The organism is Streptomyces sp. NBC_00885 (assembly GCF_045207475.1).
Classification (GTDB): Bacteria; Actinomycetota; Actinomycetes; order Streptomycetales; family Streptomycetaceae; genus Streptomyces.
The window spans coordinates 1559572-1575431 of record NZ_CP108796.1; the positions used below are offsets into that span (position 1 = coordinate 1559572).

The 15860-nt window shown below is 69.6% G+C and carries 13 protein-coding genes; 11 read left to right on the plus strand and 2 right to left on the minus strand.

The window, feature by feature from the left end; all coding sequences use genetic code 11:
* The first annotated feature begins 2 nt into the window (after positions 1–2).
* From OHA61_RS07190 to OHA61_RS07240, 11 genes are all read left to right on the plus strand, one after another.
* Positions 3–1247 carry an MCE family protein gene (locus OHA61_RS07190; protein WP_406302291.1) on the plus strand — a complete coding sequence of 415 codons (1245 nt, stop codon included), beginning with the start codon at positions 3–5 and terminating at the stop codon, positions 1245–1247.
* Positions 1244–2278, plus strand: a complete 1035-nt coding sequence (locus OHA61_RS07195; protein WP_406302292.1) for an MCE family protein — start codon at positions 1244–1246, stop codon at positions 2276–2278. Before OHA61_RS07190 ends, OHA61_RS07195 begins: the two co-directional genes overlap by 4 nt.
* Positions 2275–3255, plus strand: coding sequence for an MCE family protein (locus tag OHA61_RS07200; protein WP_406302293.1), 981 nt, complete (start codon positions 2275–2277; stop codon positions 3253–3255). The genes OHA61_RS07195 and OHA61_RS07200 overlap by 4 nt, the downstream gene beginning before the upstream one ends.
* Entirely contained in the window at positions 3252–4406 is a 1155-nt protein-coding gene (locus OHA61_RS07205) for an MCE family protein (RefSeq protein WP_406302294.1), read from the plus strand. Before OHA61_RS07200 ends, OHA61_RS07205 begins: the two co-directional genes overlap by 4 nt.
* Positions 4403–5677 carry an MCE family protein gene (locus tag OHA61_RS07210; protein ID WP_406302295.1) on the plus strand — a complete coding sequence of 425 codons (1275 nt, stop codon included), beginning with the start codon at positions 4403–4405 and terminating at the stop codon, positions 5675–5677. Before OHA61_RS07205 ends, OHA61_RS07210 begins: the two co-directional genes overlap by 4 nt.
* Positions 5674–6945, plus strand: a complete 1272-nt coding sequence (locus OHA61_RS07215; RefSeq protein WP_406302296.1) for an MCE family protein — start codon at positions 5674–5676, stop codon at positions 6943–6945. The genes OHA61_RS07210 and OHA61_RS07215 overlap by 4 nt, the downstream gene beginning before the upstream one ends.
* Entirely contained in the window at positions 6918–7493 is a 576-nt protein-coding gene (locus tag OHA61_RS07220) for a hypothetical protein (RefSeq protein ID WP_406302297.1), read from the plus strand. The genes OHA61_RS07215 and OHA61_RS07220 overlap by 28 nt, the downstream gene beginning before the upstream one ends.
* Before the next feature lie 49 nt (positions 7494–7542).
* Positions 7543–8331 (plus strand): hypothetical protein, encoded by a 789-nt coding sequence (locus OHA61_RS07225; RefSeq protein WP_406302298.1) that lies wholly within the window; start codon positions 7543–7545, stop codon positions 8329–8331.
* Between the two features lie 195 nt (positions 8332–8526).
* Entirely contained in the window at positions 8527–9366 is an 840-nt protein-coding gene (locus tag OHA61_RS07230) for a TIM barrel protein (RefSeq protein ID WP_406302299.1), read from the plus strand.
* A 38-nt stretch (positions 9367–9404) separates the two neighbouring features.
* Entirely contained in the window at positions 9405–10292 is an 888-nt protein-coding gene (locus OHA61_RS07235) for a 2-hydroxy-3-oxopropionate reductase (RefSeq protein ID WP_406302300.1), read from the plus strand.
* 191 nt (positions 10293–10483) lie between these two features.
* The gene (locus OHA61_RS07240; RefSeq protein ID WP_406302301.1) at positions 10484–11950 is read left to right on the plus strand and encodes a catalase; all 1467 of its coding nucleotides are present in this window, start codon (positions 10484–10486) and stop codon (positions 11948–11950) included.
* Between the two features lie 428 nt (positions 11951–12378).
* Here OHA61_RS07240 and OHA61_RS07245 read toward each other — a convergent pair whose 3' ends face one another.
* Together OHA61_RS07245 and dhaL are read right to left on the minus strand one after the other, a co-directional pair.
* Positions 12379–14766 carry a nitrate- and nitrite sensing domain-containing protein gene (locus tag OHA61_RS07245; protein WP_406302302.1) on the minus strand — a complete coding sequence of 796 codons (2388 nt, stop codon included), beginning with the start codon at positions 14764–14766 and terminating at the stop codon, positions 12379–12381.
* A 406-nt stretch (positions 14767–15172) separates the two neighbouring features.
* Complete coding sequence (gene dhaL / locus OHA61_RS07250) at positions 15173–15841, minus strand: dihydroxyacetone kinase subunit DhaL (RefSeq protein WP_406302303.1); 669 nt, start codon at positions 15839–15841, stop codon at positions 15173–15175.
* Between the last annotated feature and the right edge of the window lie 19 nt (positions 15842–15860).

Below are 15860 nucleotides of genomic sequence, written 5' to 3' on the forward strand. Positions count from 1 at the left end.
CGGTGCGGAGCGTGAGACTGAAGTTGTACGGCGTCGCCTTCATCGTGGTGATGGGGCTGTTGCTGTCGTTGTCCGTGGCCGTGTACCAGCAGGTGTTCACCCCGGTCGTACGCATCACGCTGGAGGCCGACACACTGGGGAACCAGCTGGATCCGCGTGCCGATGTCAAACTGCGCGGATTGCTGGTCGGCGAGGTGCGCGCGGTGCGGGCCGACGGCAGCAAGGCGACCGTCGACATCGCGCTCAAGCCGGAGCACGTCGCCCGGATCCCGGCCGATGTGCACGCCCGGCTGCTGCCCAAGACGCTGTTCGGCGAGAAGTTCGTCGAGCTGGTGCCGCCGCGCGGGTCCGGCGTCCGGCCCATCCGCGCCGGTGATGTCATCACCCAGGACCGCACCACGGTCGGCATCGAAGTGCAGCAGTTGCTGAACGACCTGCTGCCGCTGCTGCGCACCGTACGGCCCGCGGAGCTCAACGCGACCCTGTCCGCGTTCGCCACCGCCCTGGAAGGGCGCGGCGACCGTATCGGCGCCAATCTGACCCGCGTCGAGGGATACCTGCGCGAGCTGAATCCCCATATGCCCTCCATCAAGGAGGACATCGCGCGCTTCGCCGATGTGGCCGAGGTGTACGGCGACGCGGCACCCGATCTGATGCGGATCCTGCGCAACTCCGTCACCACCAGCCGCACGCTCGTCGAGCAGAAGGACCGGCTGGCCGAGGCCCTGAAGGCGACCACCATGGTCGCGGGCACCGCGGAGGAGTTCTTCGACGACAACGGCGACCGGCTGATCACGCTCGGCCGGGTCTCCCGGCCCACCCTGGCGCTGTTCGCCCGCTACTCCCCCGAATATCCCTGCCTCCTCGACGGCCTGGTGCGCCAGGAGGCGGCATCCGAAAAGGCGTTCGCCGGCGGGGAGATGCGCATCACGCTCGAATTCGTCCGCCCCAGGCCCGCGTACCGACCCGGTGAGGAACCGCGCTATGCAGAGCGCTCAGGACCCGACTGCAGAGGTCTGCCCAGCCCCCGTGTCCCGGCACCGGATGTCCATCTCGACGACGGTACGAAGCGGACGGGCGCTGGCGGGCCGCCCGGCGGAGCCGGGGTGTCGGCCACCGCGGCCGAGCAGCGGGCCGTCGGCTCGCTCGTGGCCCCCGTCCTCGGGGTGCCGGCCGACCGGGTGCCCGCGGTCACGACGCTCCTGTTCGGACCGATGGCCCGCGGAACGGCGGTGAGTGTCGCATGAGGAGGGCACATGCCACCGCGGCCATGGCGCCGCTGGTCAAGTTCAGTGTGTTCGCGGTGGTGACGGTGCTGGCGACCGCGCTGCTCGCGGCGACCATCGTCAATATCTCGTTTACGAAGGAGGACACCTACCGGGCGGTGTTCAGCGATGTCACCAGTCTGGAGGAGGGCGACGACATCAGGGTCGCCGGAGTGCGTGTCGGTGAGGTCCGGGACATCGCGATCAAGGACCGCACGCTCGCCGAGGTGACGTTCACCGTCGCCCATGACCGGCCGCTGCTCGCGAGCACCGGCGCGGTCATCCGCTACCGGAGTCTGGTGGGCTCGCGCTATGTCGCGCTGACCGAAGGCGCGGGTGATGGCACGCGGCTTGAGCCGGGCGGGGTGATCCCGCTGTCCCGGACGAAGCCCGCGCTCGATCTCAACGCGCTGCTCGGCGGGTTCAAGCCGCTGTTCGCGGCGCTGAGCCCAGGCGACGTCAACCAGCTCGCCACCGAGATCATCAAAACCCTGCAGGGCGAGGGCGGGACGGTGGGCAGCCTGCTCGCGCACACCGCGTCGCTCACCACGACGATCGCCGACCGCGACAAGCTGATCGGCTCCGTGATCGACAACCTCAACACGGTGCTCGGAACCCTGGACAAGCGCGATGCCCGCTTCTCCGGGCTGCTCAAGCAGCTGCAGCGGCTGATCTCCGGACTGTCCGCCGACCGCAAGCCGATCGGCGCCTCGCTGGCGGGCATCGACGGGCTGACCGAGGCCACCTCGGGTCTGCTCCAGGACGCCCGGCCGGCGCTGCGCGACGACATCGCCGGGCTGAGAGAGCTCACCGGCACGCTCAACAAGAACGAGAAGACCGTGGAGGGCGTGCTGAAACGGCTGCCGAACAAGCTCAACAAGCTGACGGGGACCGCCTCGTACGGCTCCTGGTTCAACTTCTACCTCTGTGACTTCGACGGCCGGATCGTGCTGCCGAAGACCAGAGAGGTCATCACCCCCGAGCTCCATGTCGCCCGGGCGAGGTGCTCATGATCCCGTTCCGCGAGAGAAATCCTTCTGTGATCGGAGCCGTGGGCGTCACCACGCTCGCGCTGCTCGCCCTGGCCGCGTTCAACGCCGACAGCCTGCCGCTGATCGGCGACGGCGAGACGTACAGCGCTGCCTTCTCCGAGGCGGGCGGCCTCAAGCCCGGCGACGAGGTGCGGATCGCGGGGGTCAAGGTGGGCAAGGTCGACGAGGTCGACCTGGACGGTGACCATGTGAAGGTCACCTTCCGGATCAAGGGCGAGCCGGAGTTCGGCACCCGGACCGGGGCCGCCATCAGGGTCAAGACGATCCTGGGCGCGAAATACCTCGCGCTGCAGCCGAAGGGATCGGGGCAGCTGCGGCCCGGCAGCGAGATCCCGGTCAACCGGACAACTCCTGCCTACGACGTCGTGGCGGCGTTCAGCGATCTGACGACCACCACGGAGAAGGTGGACACCGCCCGGCTGGCGAAGGCGCTCGACACCATCTCCACCACCTTCGAGGATTCGCCCGCCGAGGTACGGGCGTCCATCAAGGGTCTGTCGAAGATCTCCCGGACGGTGGCCTCCCGCGACCAATCGCTGCGGGAACTCCTCGATCACGCAAACGGGGTCACCGGCGTGCTGAAGGACCGCTCCGACGAGTTCGCCGTACTGGTCAAGGACGGCGACAAGCTCTTCAAGGAGATCGCCGCGCGGCGGGCGGCGATCCACTCGCTGCTCAAGAGCTCGGCCGCACTCGGCGTCCAGCTCTCGGGCCTGGTGGCGGACAACCGCAAGCAGATCGGCCCGGCGCTGGGCGGCCTGGGCACGGTGGTCGCCATGCTCGAACGCAACCAGGCGAGCCTCGACCGCAGCATCAAGCTGCTGGCGCCCTATGTGCGCGTCTTCACCAACACCCTCGGCAACGGGCGGTGGTTCGACAGCTATATCCAGAACATGGTCGCCACTCCGGTGGTTCCGCGGACGGGAGGCTCGCGATGAACGCCCGGCTCGTATGGAAAGGACGCCTCACCCGGCGCGTGGCCCTGGTCCTGGCGTTCGCGCTCGTCGCGGGCACGACGGCACTCGTCCTGTGGCCGCGCTCGTCCCCGGTCCATGTCACCGCGTACTTCCCGCGCACCGTCGGCATCCACCCCGGCTCGGACGTGCGTGTCCTCGGCGTCCGCGTCGGCGAGGTCGGGAAGATCACGCCGGAGGGCGGCCGGGTGCGGGTGGAGCTGGAGTACGAGCCCGGTCGCAGGATCCCCGCGAACGCGCAGGCGGCGATCATCAACTCCTCGGTCGTCAGCGACCGTTACGTACAGCTGCTGCCCGTCTACCGCGGCGGACCCGCGATGAAGGACGGCGCGGTCATTCCGCTGAGCCGCACGGCCGTGCCGGTCGAGCTGGACCGGGTCTTCGACAGCCTGCACACGACAGCCGAGGCGCTCGGCCCCAAGGGCGCCAACGCGGACGGTTCGCTGTCCCGGCTGCTCGGGGTGAGCGCGGACAACCTCGAAGGGCAGGGCGCGGGGCTCCACCAGACGGTCGAGGACCTGTCGCTGGCGGTCACCACCCTGTCCGACGGAAGGCAGGACCTGTTCGGCACCGTACGCAGTCTGCAGGTGTTCACCGCGGCGCTGGCCGCCGACGACAAGAACGTGCGGTCGTTCAACGACAGCCTCGCCCAGGTGGCCGACCAGCTCGCAGGCGAACGCAAGGACCTGGCGGCTGCGCTGCGGAATCTGGGAGCGGCGCTCGGCGATGTGTCCGCGTTCGTACGCGGCAACAAGAAGGCGCTGACCGCCGATGTGAAGGGACTGAGCAAGGTCACCCGAGTGCTGGTCACCCAGCGTGCCGCCCTGGCGGAACTGCTGGAGGTCGCGCCGGCCGGGCTGTCCAATCTGCAGAACGCCTACAACCCCTCGTCCGGCACCCTCGACACCCGTAACAACCTGAACCAGTCCCAGGATCCGGCCGCGCTGCTGTGCTCGCTGCTGCGCACCACGGGGGACGCGGGCGGCAAGAACCCGGACTGCAAGGAACTCCGGCAGCTCTTCGACACGCTGCCCCAACTGCCCACCGCCGCACCGGTGTCGGGCACCGGACCGGTCGACCGGACGCTCGGCGGAATCCTGGAGGCCGGTGCATGAGGTTCAGCAGAGTGCTGCGCGGGGGCAGGGCCGCGGCCCTGTGGACGGCGATGGGCTCCATCGTGCTCACCGGATGCGAGTTCAACGGCCTGTACGACGTGGGGCTGCCCGGCGGCGCGGCCGACGACGGCAACGCCTACCGGGTCACGGTCGAGTTCCGGGACGTACTCGACCTGGTGCCGCAGTCGGCCGTGAAGGTCAACAACGTCACGGTGGGCGCGGTCGAGAAGGTGGAACTGGCCGGCTGGCACGCCCGGGTGCGGCTGCGGGTCGACGGCAAGGTCAAGCTGCCGGCCAACGCGATCGCCGAGCTGCGCCAGACCAGCATGCTCGGCGAGAAGTACGTGGCGCTGTCCGCCCCGGTGGACAGCACCCCCGCGGGCAGGCTCGCCGACGGCGACCGGATCCCGCTGTCGCGCAGTGGGCGCAACCCGGAGATCGAGGAGGTTCTGTCCGCGCTCTCCGCGCTGCTCAACGGCGGCGGGGTGGCCCAGCTGAAGACGGTCACCACAGAGCTGAACAAGGCCCTGGAGGGCCGGGAGAACCGGGTGAAGTCCCTGCTGAGCGAACTGGACACCTTCATCGGCGGCCTCGACGGGCAGCGCAAGGAGATCGTCCGCGCACTCGAAGGCATCGACCGGCTGTCCGCCCGTCTTGCGCGGGAGAAGAAGACCATCGCCACGGCGGTCGACACCATGCCGGGCGCCCTGAAGGTGCTGGCCGACCAGCGCCGCAATCTGACCGCGATGCTCACCTCGCTCTCCAGGCTCGGCACGGCGGGCACCAAGGTGGTCAATGCCTCGCGGGCCGATCTGGTCGCCAATCTGCGCAGTCTGCGGCCGATCCTGGCGCAGTTGAACAAGGCGGGCAGTGATCTGCCGAACGCGCTGGAGCTGCTGACGACGTATCCGTTCCCGCGCAATGTGACGGGCGCGATCAAGGGCGACTACGTCAATCTCAGGATCACCGCGGATCTCGATCTCGCGAGCATCTACGGCAATCTCGCCGAGGAGCCCGAGAAGCCGGGCGCACCGGGCAAGCCCGGGCTGCCGGACCTGCCCGAGCTGCCCGGCGTACCGCTGCCCACCTCGCTGCCGAAGGTCCCGGGCGCGCCGACGACACCTGCTTCCCCGCCGGTCGACACGGATCCGCTGTGCCCGCCGGTGTGCACCGGCAGTTACGCCGCCTACGGGGGCGGGGACGCCGAACGCTTCCCGGCCGGGGTCTCCCCCGCCCTCGCCGAGCTCATGCTGAAGGGGATGCAGCCGTGATCACTCGTACGGTCAAGGCCCAGTTGCTCGCCTTCGCCACGGTCACCGCCGTCGGGGTGTCGTACGTCGGCGCCCAGTACACGGGCCTGGCGGACATGCTTCTCGACCGCGGTTACACCGTGCGCGCCGAGTTCACCGAGTCAGGAGGCGTCTTCCCGGGGGCGGAGGTCACCTATCGCGGGGTGCCGGTCGGCCGCGTCGGTGAGCTGCGGCTTGCGGGCGCCGACGGGGTGCAGGTGACGCTGGACATCGAGGACGGGGTGCGGATACCGGCCGACACGCTGGCGGTGGTGGCGAACCGTTCGGCGGTCGGCGAGCAGTACGTCGACCTGCAGCCGCGGGACAGCGACGGCCCCTATCTGCGGGACGGCAGTGTGATCGGCCGCGGTGACACCCGGGTGCCGCTGCCCACGACGGATGTCGTGCTGAGCCTGGACCGGCTGGTCAACTCCGTGGGCAAGGAGGATCTGCGGATCACGGTCGACGAGCTCGGCAAGGCCTTCGCCGGAACCGGCCCGCATCTGAGCCGACTTGTCGACTCGGGCAACAGTCTTGTGGAGTCGGCGTCCGAGTCGCTGCCGCAGACCGTCTCGTTGATCGAGGACTCGCGCACGGTTCTCAGGACGCAGGTCGACAAGGGCTCGGCGATCAAGTCCTTCTCGCACGACCTGGCGGCCCTGACCGCCGAGCTGAAATCGAGCGACGGGGATCTGCGCAAGCTGATCGGCTCGGCCGCGCCGGCCGCCCAGGAGCTGAACTCGCTGCTCAAGGCGAACGAGACCCATCTGCCCGTACTGCTGGGAAATCTGATCAGCGGGGGCCAGATCACCGTGGCCCGGCTGCCCGGCGTCGAACAGGCCCTGGTGACCTTCCCGGTGGTCGTCGCGGGCAGCTCCACCGTGATCCCGGGCGACGGCACCACCCACTTCGGGCTGGTCGCCGGAGCAGACGACCCGCCGCCGTGCCGCCAGGGATACGGCACTCAGCGGCGCGACCCGGCGGACACCACCGAGCGCCCCGCGAACACGGGCGCGCACTGCACGGCCCCGCGCGGCAGCGCCACCTCGGTCCGCGGCGCGCAGAACGTGCCCGGCGCCACGGCTTCGGCAGGGGCCGGCCGGGCGGCGTATGTCACCCCCTACGACCCCGAGACCGGCATCGTCGCCGGTCCGGACGGAACCCTCGTCGAGATCGGCTCGACGGGCGGCGAACAGAGCGTGCTCGGAAAGGACTCGTGGCAATGGCTGCTCGTCGGACCTATGGCATGAACGCGGGCATCCTCGCGCGCCTGACGCGCTCGCTGCGTCTGCTCGGCACCAGAACGGCGGCCCGGGCCAGGCAGGGCAGAGCGACGGCGGCGGCGCTCGTGGTGGCGACGGTGGTGACCACGGCGCTGAGCGGCTGGCTCTGCGTCCAGGTGTACGAGCAGCGCGCCGAGGCGCAGCGGCACCAGGAGATCCTGGCCGCCGCCCGGCAGTCCGCGCTGAACTTCACCTCGCTGGACTACCGGCACTACGCGCAGGACAGCGAGAACGTGCTGAAGGGCGCCACCGGTGACTTCAAGGAGCAGTTCTCCGCGCAGACGAACGAACTGACGAAGCTGGTCGCGGCCAACAAGTCGGTGTCCCAGGGGCAGGTGCTCGAAGCGGGCATCACACGTTCCGACGAGCGCACGGCCCGCGTCCTGGTCGTCGCCGACAGCAAGGTGACCAACACCGCCGCGCCGGGGGGCCAGGCCCGCACCTATCGGCTGCAGCTCGATCTCGTACTGGAGCACGGCCGCTGGCTGACGTCCGACGTCGAGTTCGTCGGCTGACGTCATGCCCGGGCACACCCCCGTACCACCTGCAGTGAGGAGCAAGGCAGTGAGGAGCAACACCGTGGCGAACCCGAACGGCCGGGGACCCGGCGCCGCATCCCCCGGCCGTCGCTCGATGGCGGCCGCCGCCCGCGCCGCGGCCAGGCGTACGGAACGGGTCGCGACCCGCGGTCCCGATCAGACGCGTCCGCAGCCGGGGGAAGGTGCGCCGGCACCGGACAAGCTGTCTCTGGAGGCACCGGACGACGCGAGCCAGGGACGGAAGGCGGTCGAACAGCAGGCCGGGCCCGTCCTGGTCGCCGACGAACCGGTGGCCGCTGCCGCACGCGGGCGGCGGCGTGGCAGGTTCTGCGCCGTGCTGGCCGTGCTGGTGGCGGCGCTGCTGGCCGCGGTCGCCGTGCTCGGCTGGGAGTACGGGGACGGCCGGCGGACCGAGGGGGCGCGGGAGCAGGCGCTCGCCGCGGCGCGGCAAGCGGCGCCCGTGGTGCTGTCGTACGACTACCGGCGGCTCGACAAGGACTTCGCCGCGGCGCGCGGCCATCTGACCGGTTCGTTCCGTGACGAGTACGGGAGGACGACGGCGCGGGTGGTGGCGCCGACCGCGGCGAAGTACCACGGGGTGGTCAGGGCGACGGTGGTGAAGCCGCCGGGCGGCGGCGTACCGGCGGCCTCGGTGGTGTCGGCCTCGCCGGACAGGGCCGTCGTGCTGCTCTTCGTCAACCAGGTGACCACGAGCACGCAGGTGACGGGGCCGCGCGTCGACCTGAACCGGGTGCGGATGACTCTGGCCCGTACGTCGGCAGGCTGGAAGGTGAGTGCGGTGGACGCGCTCTAGCCCTTTCGCCCGCAGAAAGCCCGCGCCTTCCGAGCCGGGGACAGGAGCCTGAACAGGCCCTCTGTCCCCCGCTCGGGGGGCGCTTTTTCGTTGCCCGTTTTCGTTGCCCGCTCTTGACAGCCCTCCCCCATCCCAGGCAATCTTCCGTTAAGCAGAAACTGACTTCCGCAATACGGAAGGAGCGCAGAACCTTTCATGGGATACATGGACCAGCGCTTCGATGTGAACCTCTCGATCCTCTTCACGGAACTCCCGCTCCTGGAGCGCCCCGCGGCAGCAGCCGCGGCGGGCTTCACCGCGGTCGAGCTGTGGTGGCCCTGGATCGAGACCCCCACCCCGCCCCAGGCCGAGCTCGACGCCCTCAAGAAGGCGCTCGACGACGCGGGCACCCAGCTGGTGGGCCTGAACTTCTACGCCGGGCAGCTGCCGGGCCCCGACCGCGGCGCGCTCTCCGTGCCCGGTGAGGAGTCCGGCCGCTTCCGCGCCAACATCGAGGTGGCCGCGGACTTCGCCGCCTCCGTGGGCTGCAGGGCGCTCAACGCGCTGTACGGCAACCGCGTGGAGGGCGTCGACCCGGCCGTCCAGGACGAACTCGCCCTGGAGAACCTGGTACTCGCCGCCCGCGCGGCCGACAGGATCGGCGCGATCCTGCTGATCGAAACCCTCAACAAGCCAGAGTCCCCGCTCTACCCGCTGGTGAGCGCCCCGGCCGCGATCGAGGTCGTCGACAAGGTGAACGCGGCGACGGGACTCGGCAACGCCAAGTTCCTCCTCGACATCTACCACCTGTCGATGAACGGCGAGGACGTCAGCCAGGTCATCGCGGCCTGCGCCGGCAAGACCGGCCACGTCCAGATCGCGGACAACCCGGGCCGCGGCGCGCCGGGCACCGGCTCACTGCCGCTGGAGCAGCTTCTCGACGAGCTGACGAAGGCCGGGTACGACGGCTGGGTCGGGCTGGAGTACAAGGCCGGCGACCGCCCGAGCGCCGAGTCCTTCGACTGGCTCCCCGCAGAGGCCCGTGCGGCCCGCTGAACTCCCTGACGTACCAAAGTTTTTAGGAAGGCACCCTCATGAGCACCCCCAAGATCGCATGGATCGGCCTCGGCATCATGGGCTCCCCCATGTCCGAGAACCTGCTGAAGGCGGGCTACCAGGTCACCGGCTTCACCCTGGAGCAGGACAAGCTGGACCGCCTCACCGCCGCCGGCGGCACCGCCGCGTCCTCGATCGCCGAGGCCGTCAAGGACGCCGACGTCGTCATCACGATGGTGCCCGCCTCCCCGCAGGTCGAGGCCATCTCGTACGGCGAGAGCGGCATCCTCGAGAACGCCAGGCAGGGCGCCCTCCTGATCGACATGTCCTCCATCACCCCCCAGACCTCCGTGGACCTCGCCAAGGCCGCGGCCGAGAAGGGCATCCGCGTACTGGACGCCCCGGTCTCCGGCGGCGAGGCGGGCGCGATCGAGGCCGTACTGTCGATCATGGTCGGCGGTGAGCAGGACGACTTCGACAGCGCGCTGCCGATCCTTCAGGCGCTGGGCAAGACCATCGTCCTGTGCGGCCCGCACGGCTCCGGCCAGACGGTGAAGGCCGCCAACCAGCTGATCGTCGCGGTCAACATCCAGGCCTGCGCCGAGGCCGTCGTCTTCCTCGAGAAGTCCGGCGTGAACCTCCAGGCCGCCCTGGACGTACTGAACGGCGGCCTGGCCGGCTCCACGGTCCTGACCCGCAAGAAGGACAACTTCCTGAACCGGGACTTCAAGCCCGGCTTCCGGATCGACCTGCACCACAAGGACATGGGCATCGTCACCGACGCCGCCCGCAACGTCGGCGCCGCGCTGCCCGTCGGCGCGGTCGTCGCCCAGCTGGTCGCCTCCCTGCGCGCGCAGGGCGACGGCGGCCTCGACCACTCCGCCCTGCTGCGCGCCGTCGAGCGCCTCTCCGGGCAGCAGGTCTGAGTCCCGGCCCGCACCGGGCCCCTTGATTTCCGGGCGGCGTCGGCGCTGACACCTGTCCTGTCGCGCCCAGGCGCCGACGCCGTCCGGAACACCACACTTCGCTTTCAACAAACTGTTGACGTGACGTTCGAGGCGAATTTACGCTCCTCGCACCGCCAGCAGCTCCAGCACGGAAGGTCAATCCCGCCACCATGACGCAGCGTGTGCTTACGACCGAGTCAGGCGCCCCGGTCGCCGACAACCAGAACTCCGCCACCGCAGGTGTCGGTGGCCCCATCCTCCTGCAGGACCAGCACCTGCTCGAGAAGCTCGCCCGCTTCAACCGGGAGCGCATACCGGAGCGCGTGGTGCACGCCCGCGGCAGCGGCGCGTACGGCTACTTCGAGGTGACCGACGACGTCACCGGCTTCACCAAGGCGGACTTCCTCTCCAAGGTCGGCAGGCGCACCGAGACCTTCATCCGCTTTTCGACCGTCGCCGACTCGCTGGGTGGCGCGGACGCGGTCCGCGACCCGCGCGGCTTCGCGCTGAAGTTCTACACCGAAGAGGGCAATTACGACCTCGTCGGCAACAACACCCCGGTGTTCTTCATCAAGGACCCGATCAAGTTCCCCGACTTCATCCACTCGCAGAAGCGCGACCCCTTCACGGGCAAGCAGGAGCCGGACAACGTCTGGGACTTCTGGGCGCACGCCCCCGAGGCGACGCACCAGGTGACCTGGCTGATGGGCGACCGCGGCATCCCCGCCTCGTACCGCCACATGAACGGCTACGGCTCGCACACCTACCAGTGGACGAACGAGGCCGGCGAGGCCTTCTTCGTGAAGTACCACTTCAAGACCAACCAGGGCATCCGCTGCCTCTCCTCGGAGCAGGGGGCCGAGCAGGCCGGCAAGGACGCCAACAGCCACCAGACGGACCTGCTTCAGGCCATCGAGCGCGGCGTGAACCCCTCGTGGACGCTGTACGTCCAGGTCATGCCGGCGGCCGAGGCGGCGGACTACCGCTTCAACCCCTTCGACCTCACCAAGGTGTGGCCGCACGGCGACTACCCGCTGCAGCGCGTGGGCCGTCTGGTCCTCGACCGCAACCCCGACAACGTCTTCGCCGAGGTCGAGCAGGCCGCGTTCTCGCCGAACAACTTCGTGCCGGGCATCGGCCCTTCGCCGGACAAGATGCTCCAGGGCCGGCTGTTCGCCTACGCGGACGCACACCGCTACCGTCTGGGCGTCAACCACACCCAGCTGCCGGTGAACGCGCCGAAGGCTGTTCCTGGGGGGTCCCCCGACAACTACGGCCGCGACGGCTTCATGGCCATGCGCAACGGCTCGCGCCACGACAAGAACTACGAGCCCAACTCCTACGCCGGTCCCGCGCAGACGGACTCCGCGCTGTCGGCCCCGCTGGCCATCCACGGCTGGACGGGCACGCACGCCGCGCCGCTGCACACCAAGGACGACGACTTCTTCCAGGCGGGCGAGCTGTACCGCCTGATGTCCGCGGAGGAGAAGTCCCGTCTGGTGGCCAACATCGCGGGCGGCCTCTCGCAGGTCACCCGTGACGACGTCATCGAGAAGAACCTCGCCCACTTCCACGCCGCGGACGCCGACTACGGCAAGCGCGTCGAGGAGGCCGTCCGCGCCCTGCGCGAGGACTAAGAACGAACAAGCTGCGCCCGGCTCCTGACGGGAGGTCACGAGCCGGGCGCCGCCTGTGCCGCGGACCCGGATGAGGGGTGGTCATGCGGTACGGGCAGGCCGAGGGCCGCGGCGGTAGTGCGATGCCAGTGCGGTGGTCAAGGCACCGGAGTTACGCTTCTTGACCTGAAGGAAGCGAACCCTCGGTCCCAATCGCCGCCGCCGCGGCCCTCTCCCTGAGGCAGTCGGCCACACAGTCTCCGCCCGGCGACACGAATGTCCTGTCGCGCCAGCCTCGCGTCGTCGGGCGGGTACCAACTTCACAGCCGGAGCGCCGAGTTGCGGACGGTCCCGCAGCTCGGCGCTCTCCTTCGTGCGGCTGGCTGATCGTTTCAGAATGAGCGATATCCGCCCAAGGGTCGCGCGGCGACCGCGACGGCAACGCCTCCTCAGCGGGGGCGGTGCGAGGCGCCTTCGGTCGGCGTGTCGGGCGGGGCTGGTGGAGCAGGCATGGCCGGCTGAGGCGGTCCGGTGAGCTCGGTGGGGGCCGGTATCGACGGGGCGGCGTGCCGCCGCCGGGACTGCTCCGACTCGGCGGCCTCGGAGTTGGGCAACCCGTTCTCGTTGTCGGCACTGTCACTGGACATGGACGTGTCCAGGACGCGGTGCCGCGTTGCGGTCCCTGTTCCGGCATGCGGGGCCTCGGGGTACGCCCTCTCCCTTCGGCGGTGGGGTCCCGACCCAGCCTCGTCCGGACTCCGTTCCGGGGGATCCCCATGGCGCGGAGAGGGTGGCGGTAGCCCTTTCTCCTTGCCGGCCGAGCGGGCGCCGTGACGGCGTGTCCGGTACGCGCGTTTGGCCAACGCGCTGTCGTTGAGTTGCTCGGTCGCGTCGTAGTTGCGCCAGCCCGTGAGGCGCCCTTCCGAGTTGTACCTGGCTGACAGTCCGGGAGGATCCATGTGATCTCCGTGTTCCCGGACCAACTTCTGGGGCAGCATGACCACTGCTGTGATGCCGCAGTGGGATGACCTGCGGAGCTGGACGCGGATGCCGTGGCGGCCGGAGAGCTGGCCGATGACGAACATACCCATGCGCCGCGCCACCGACACGTCGACGACTGGCGGGTTCAGGAGCCTCTCGTTAGCCTCCTCAAGGTCCTTTGCGGTCATGCCGATGCCGCTGTCCTGGATTTCGACCCTCGCGCCGCCGCCGGACAGCAGCTGGCTCGTGACGAGTACCTCGGTGTCCGGCGAGGAGAACGTGGCCGCGTTCTCCAGCAGCTCCGCGATGAGGTGAACGATGTCGTTCACTGCCCGGCCGTCGACGTCCGCGGTTACCAGTCCGCGTAGCTGGACACGCTGGTACTGCTCGACCTCACTGGTGGCTGCCCGGAGGACATCCACAAGCCGGACTGGGGCGCTCCAGCGGCGGCCCGCCTCCTCGCCCGCGAGGACGAGTAGGTTCTCCCCATTGCGGCGCATGCGGGTGGCCAGGTGGTCGAGCTTGAAGAGGCTGGCGAGCAGGTCGGGGTCCTGCTCGCCGTTCTCCAGATGATCGATCAGCTCCAGCTGCCGTTCCACAAGGCTCTGGCTGCGCTGCGAGAGGTTGACGAACATCGCGTTGATGCGACCTCGCAGCTGCGCTTGCTCGAACGCCAGCCGTACGGAGTCGCGATGGACGTCGTCGAACGCGTGGGCGACACCGCCGATCTCGTCGGCCGAGTTGATGCCCGTGGGCTCGAACTTGATGGCCTCCAGTTGCGCGTCGCTGGAGCCCCGCAGCAGCCGGACCACTTCAGGCAGGCGGCGTTCGGTGATATCGAGCGCGGAGTCGCGCAGGCTGTGCAGCGGGCCAACAATCGACTGCACGACGACGTGCGTCACACCGAACGTGAGCAGGAGGATCAACAGCACGACCAGCGAGGTGATGAACACTGAGCGCTCGGCCTGGTGCCGCTCGCGCGAGCTCTCGTCTTCGACAGATCCGACGAGCCGCTTCTCGACCAGACGCATCAGCTCGAGCTTGCTCGTCATGGTGTCGAACCACTCGCCGACGTCAAGGCGGAGGCGGCTGGTGCCCTGCCGGGCGAGCACCTGCTTCTGGAGCATCTCAACCTTGTTGACGTCCTTTCCGGTGACGGTGCGCTCGTAGAACTGACGCTGGGCCGGCGGCGCACCCGACCGGAACTCGCCGATCAACTCCTGTTGCTGCCGGCTGGCGAGGGTCAGGCCCTGGGCTTCGTTCGAATCGAAGTGCCCCTGGGTCAGCACCCCGCCGAGCAGCGCGCGTTGCCGGGAGGCTGCCTCCGTGGCCTGTGCGAAGGTCACGAGCGCACCGGCCCTCACGGCAAGGGTCTGGCGGGCGATGTCCGGCGTGAGAACGTCAAGGGCGTCGGTGAGCTCGGCGATCAACGCCGTGTATGCGTTGACCACGGACAGCAAGCGCATTTTCGAGTGGTCTACCGTGTGGCGCAGTGACGCCACGTTCCCGCCAGAGGCGTCGAGCACCCCGAGCCGGGTGGCCAGGACGGGGTTCGTCCCGCGGTGGACCTGGGCGGCCTCGGCACGGACCCGGGCGAGCGCCGCGTCGACCTGGGAGCGCTGAGTGTTCAGCCGGCTCATGTCGCCCGTACGCCCGGCAGCGACGTAGAGCGCGGTGAGATCGCGTTCATCCTCAAGCTCCTGCAAGAGCCCCGTGCCCTTGTCGACGGTACGAACGAGCTGATGGACGTTGTCGATGTCCTGTGCGTGCTGTACTGCCGAACCGATCCGCAAACCACCGAGTACGAGCGCGGTGATGATCGGGATGAGCACCACGGCCAGCAGTTGGGTGCGCACACTCCAACTGCTCGGGGCGAATGCCGCCTGATTGCTGCCCCGGCGCAGGCGACGCCCTGCACCTGCACGCGCGGGGCCCGGCTCGGTATCGCCGGGCTCGGTACTGCCGTTGTCGGAACCGTTGCCTCTGGCCTGGGGCGTCTGCACCGGTTCCGTGCCGTGGCGATGCACCGCGGGTTGTGTTTGCACTTGCCTTCGCACCTTCTTCCCGCCAATGAACGTGCGCGATTCAGGGGCGCGTGCGCGCATCGCGGACGCTGCTCTCATCGCGCGAGTGCGCTTGTCGTGACATCGCTGAATGAGGCCATGGCCTCGTGCGTCCCCTGGCAGGTGCCTGGGGCAGCGAACTACGCGCCGGCCGTGCCGGGAGCCACCTCGGTGCCGGCCCACCGGCTGGATGCCACCCTCATGACGCTGCCCCAGTGCCTGGCCGCTCGCTCCTCCGCCCGCTCGCCGCGGTGACAGTCGCGAGGGCGGACAGAATGAGCACGGTCGACGCCGCGCCGGGGTCCTCGTGACCGATGGTGCGGGCGCCGAGATAGCTCGCGCGGCCCTTCCGGGCCTGCATGCCGACGGTCTGCTTCAGGCCCCGCACGGCGGCGTCGAACGCCGCCCGGGTGGCGTTGGCCAGGTCGCCGCCGGTGTCGATGACGGCCTGGTAGGCGGTTACGGCCGGGCTGAGGGCGTCGATCATCGTCTTGTCGCCCTCGAGCGCCGCGCCGATCCGCTGGATGCCGGTGAGGGCAGCCGCCAACGCCGCCCCGAGTTGTGCCGCAGACACGTCGGGATCCTCGCCCAGGGTCCCCGCGGCCTGCCGGAACCCGGTGCCGTACAGCGGTCCCGAGGCGCCGCCGGTCTTGCTGATCAGTGCCCGGCCGACGGTGGCGAGCACCGCACCGGGGGTGGACGGGTTGGTTTCGTCCAGCATCGCCACCGCCGCCTGCAGGCCACGGCGCATGTTGATGCCGTGGTCGGCATCGCCGATAGCGGAGTCGAGGCGGGTCAGATGGTCGGTGTTGTCGACCACCAATCGGGCCGCCTCGTGGATCCAGGCCCGGAACATGCTCGCGTCCATGGTCGTCCTTCTCCCTCGT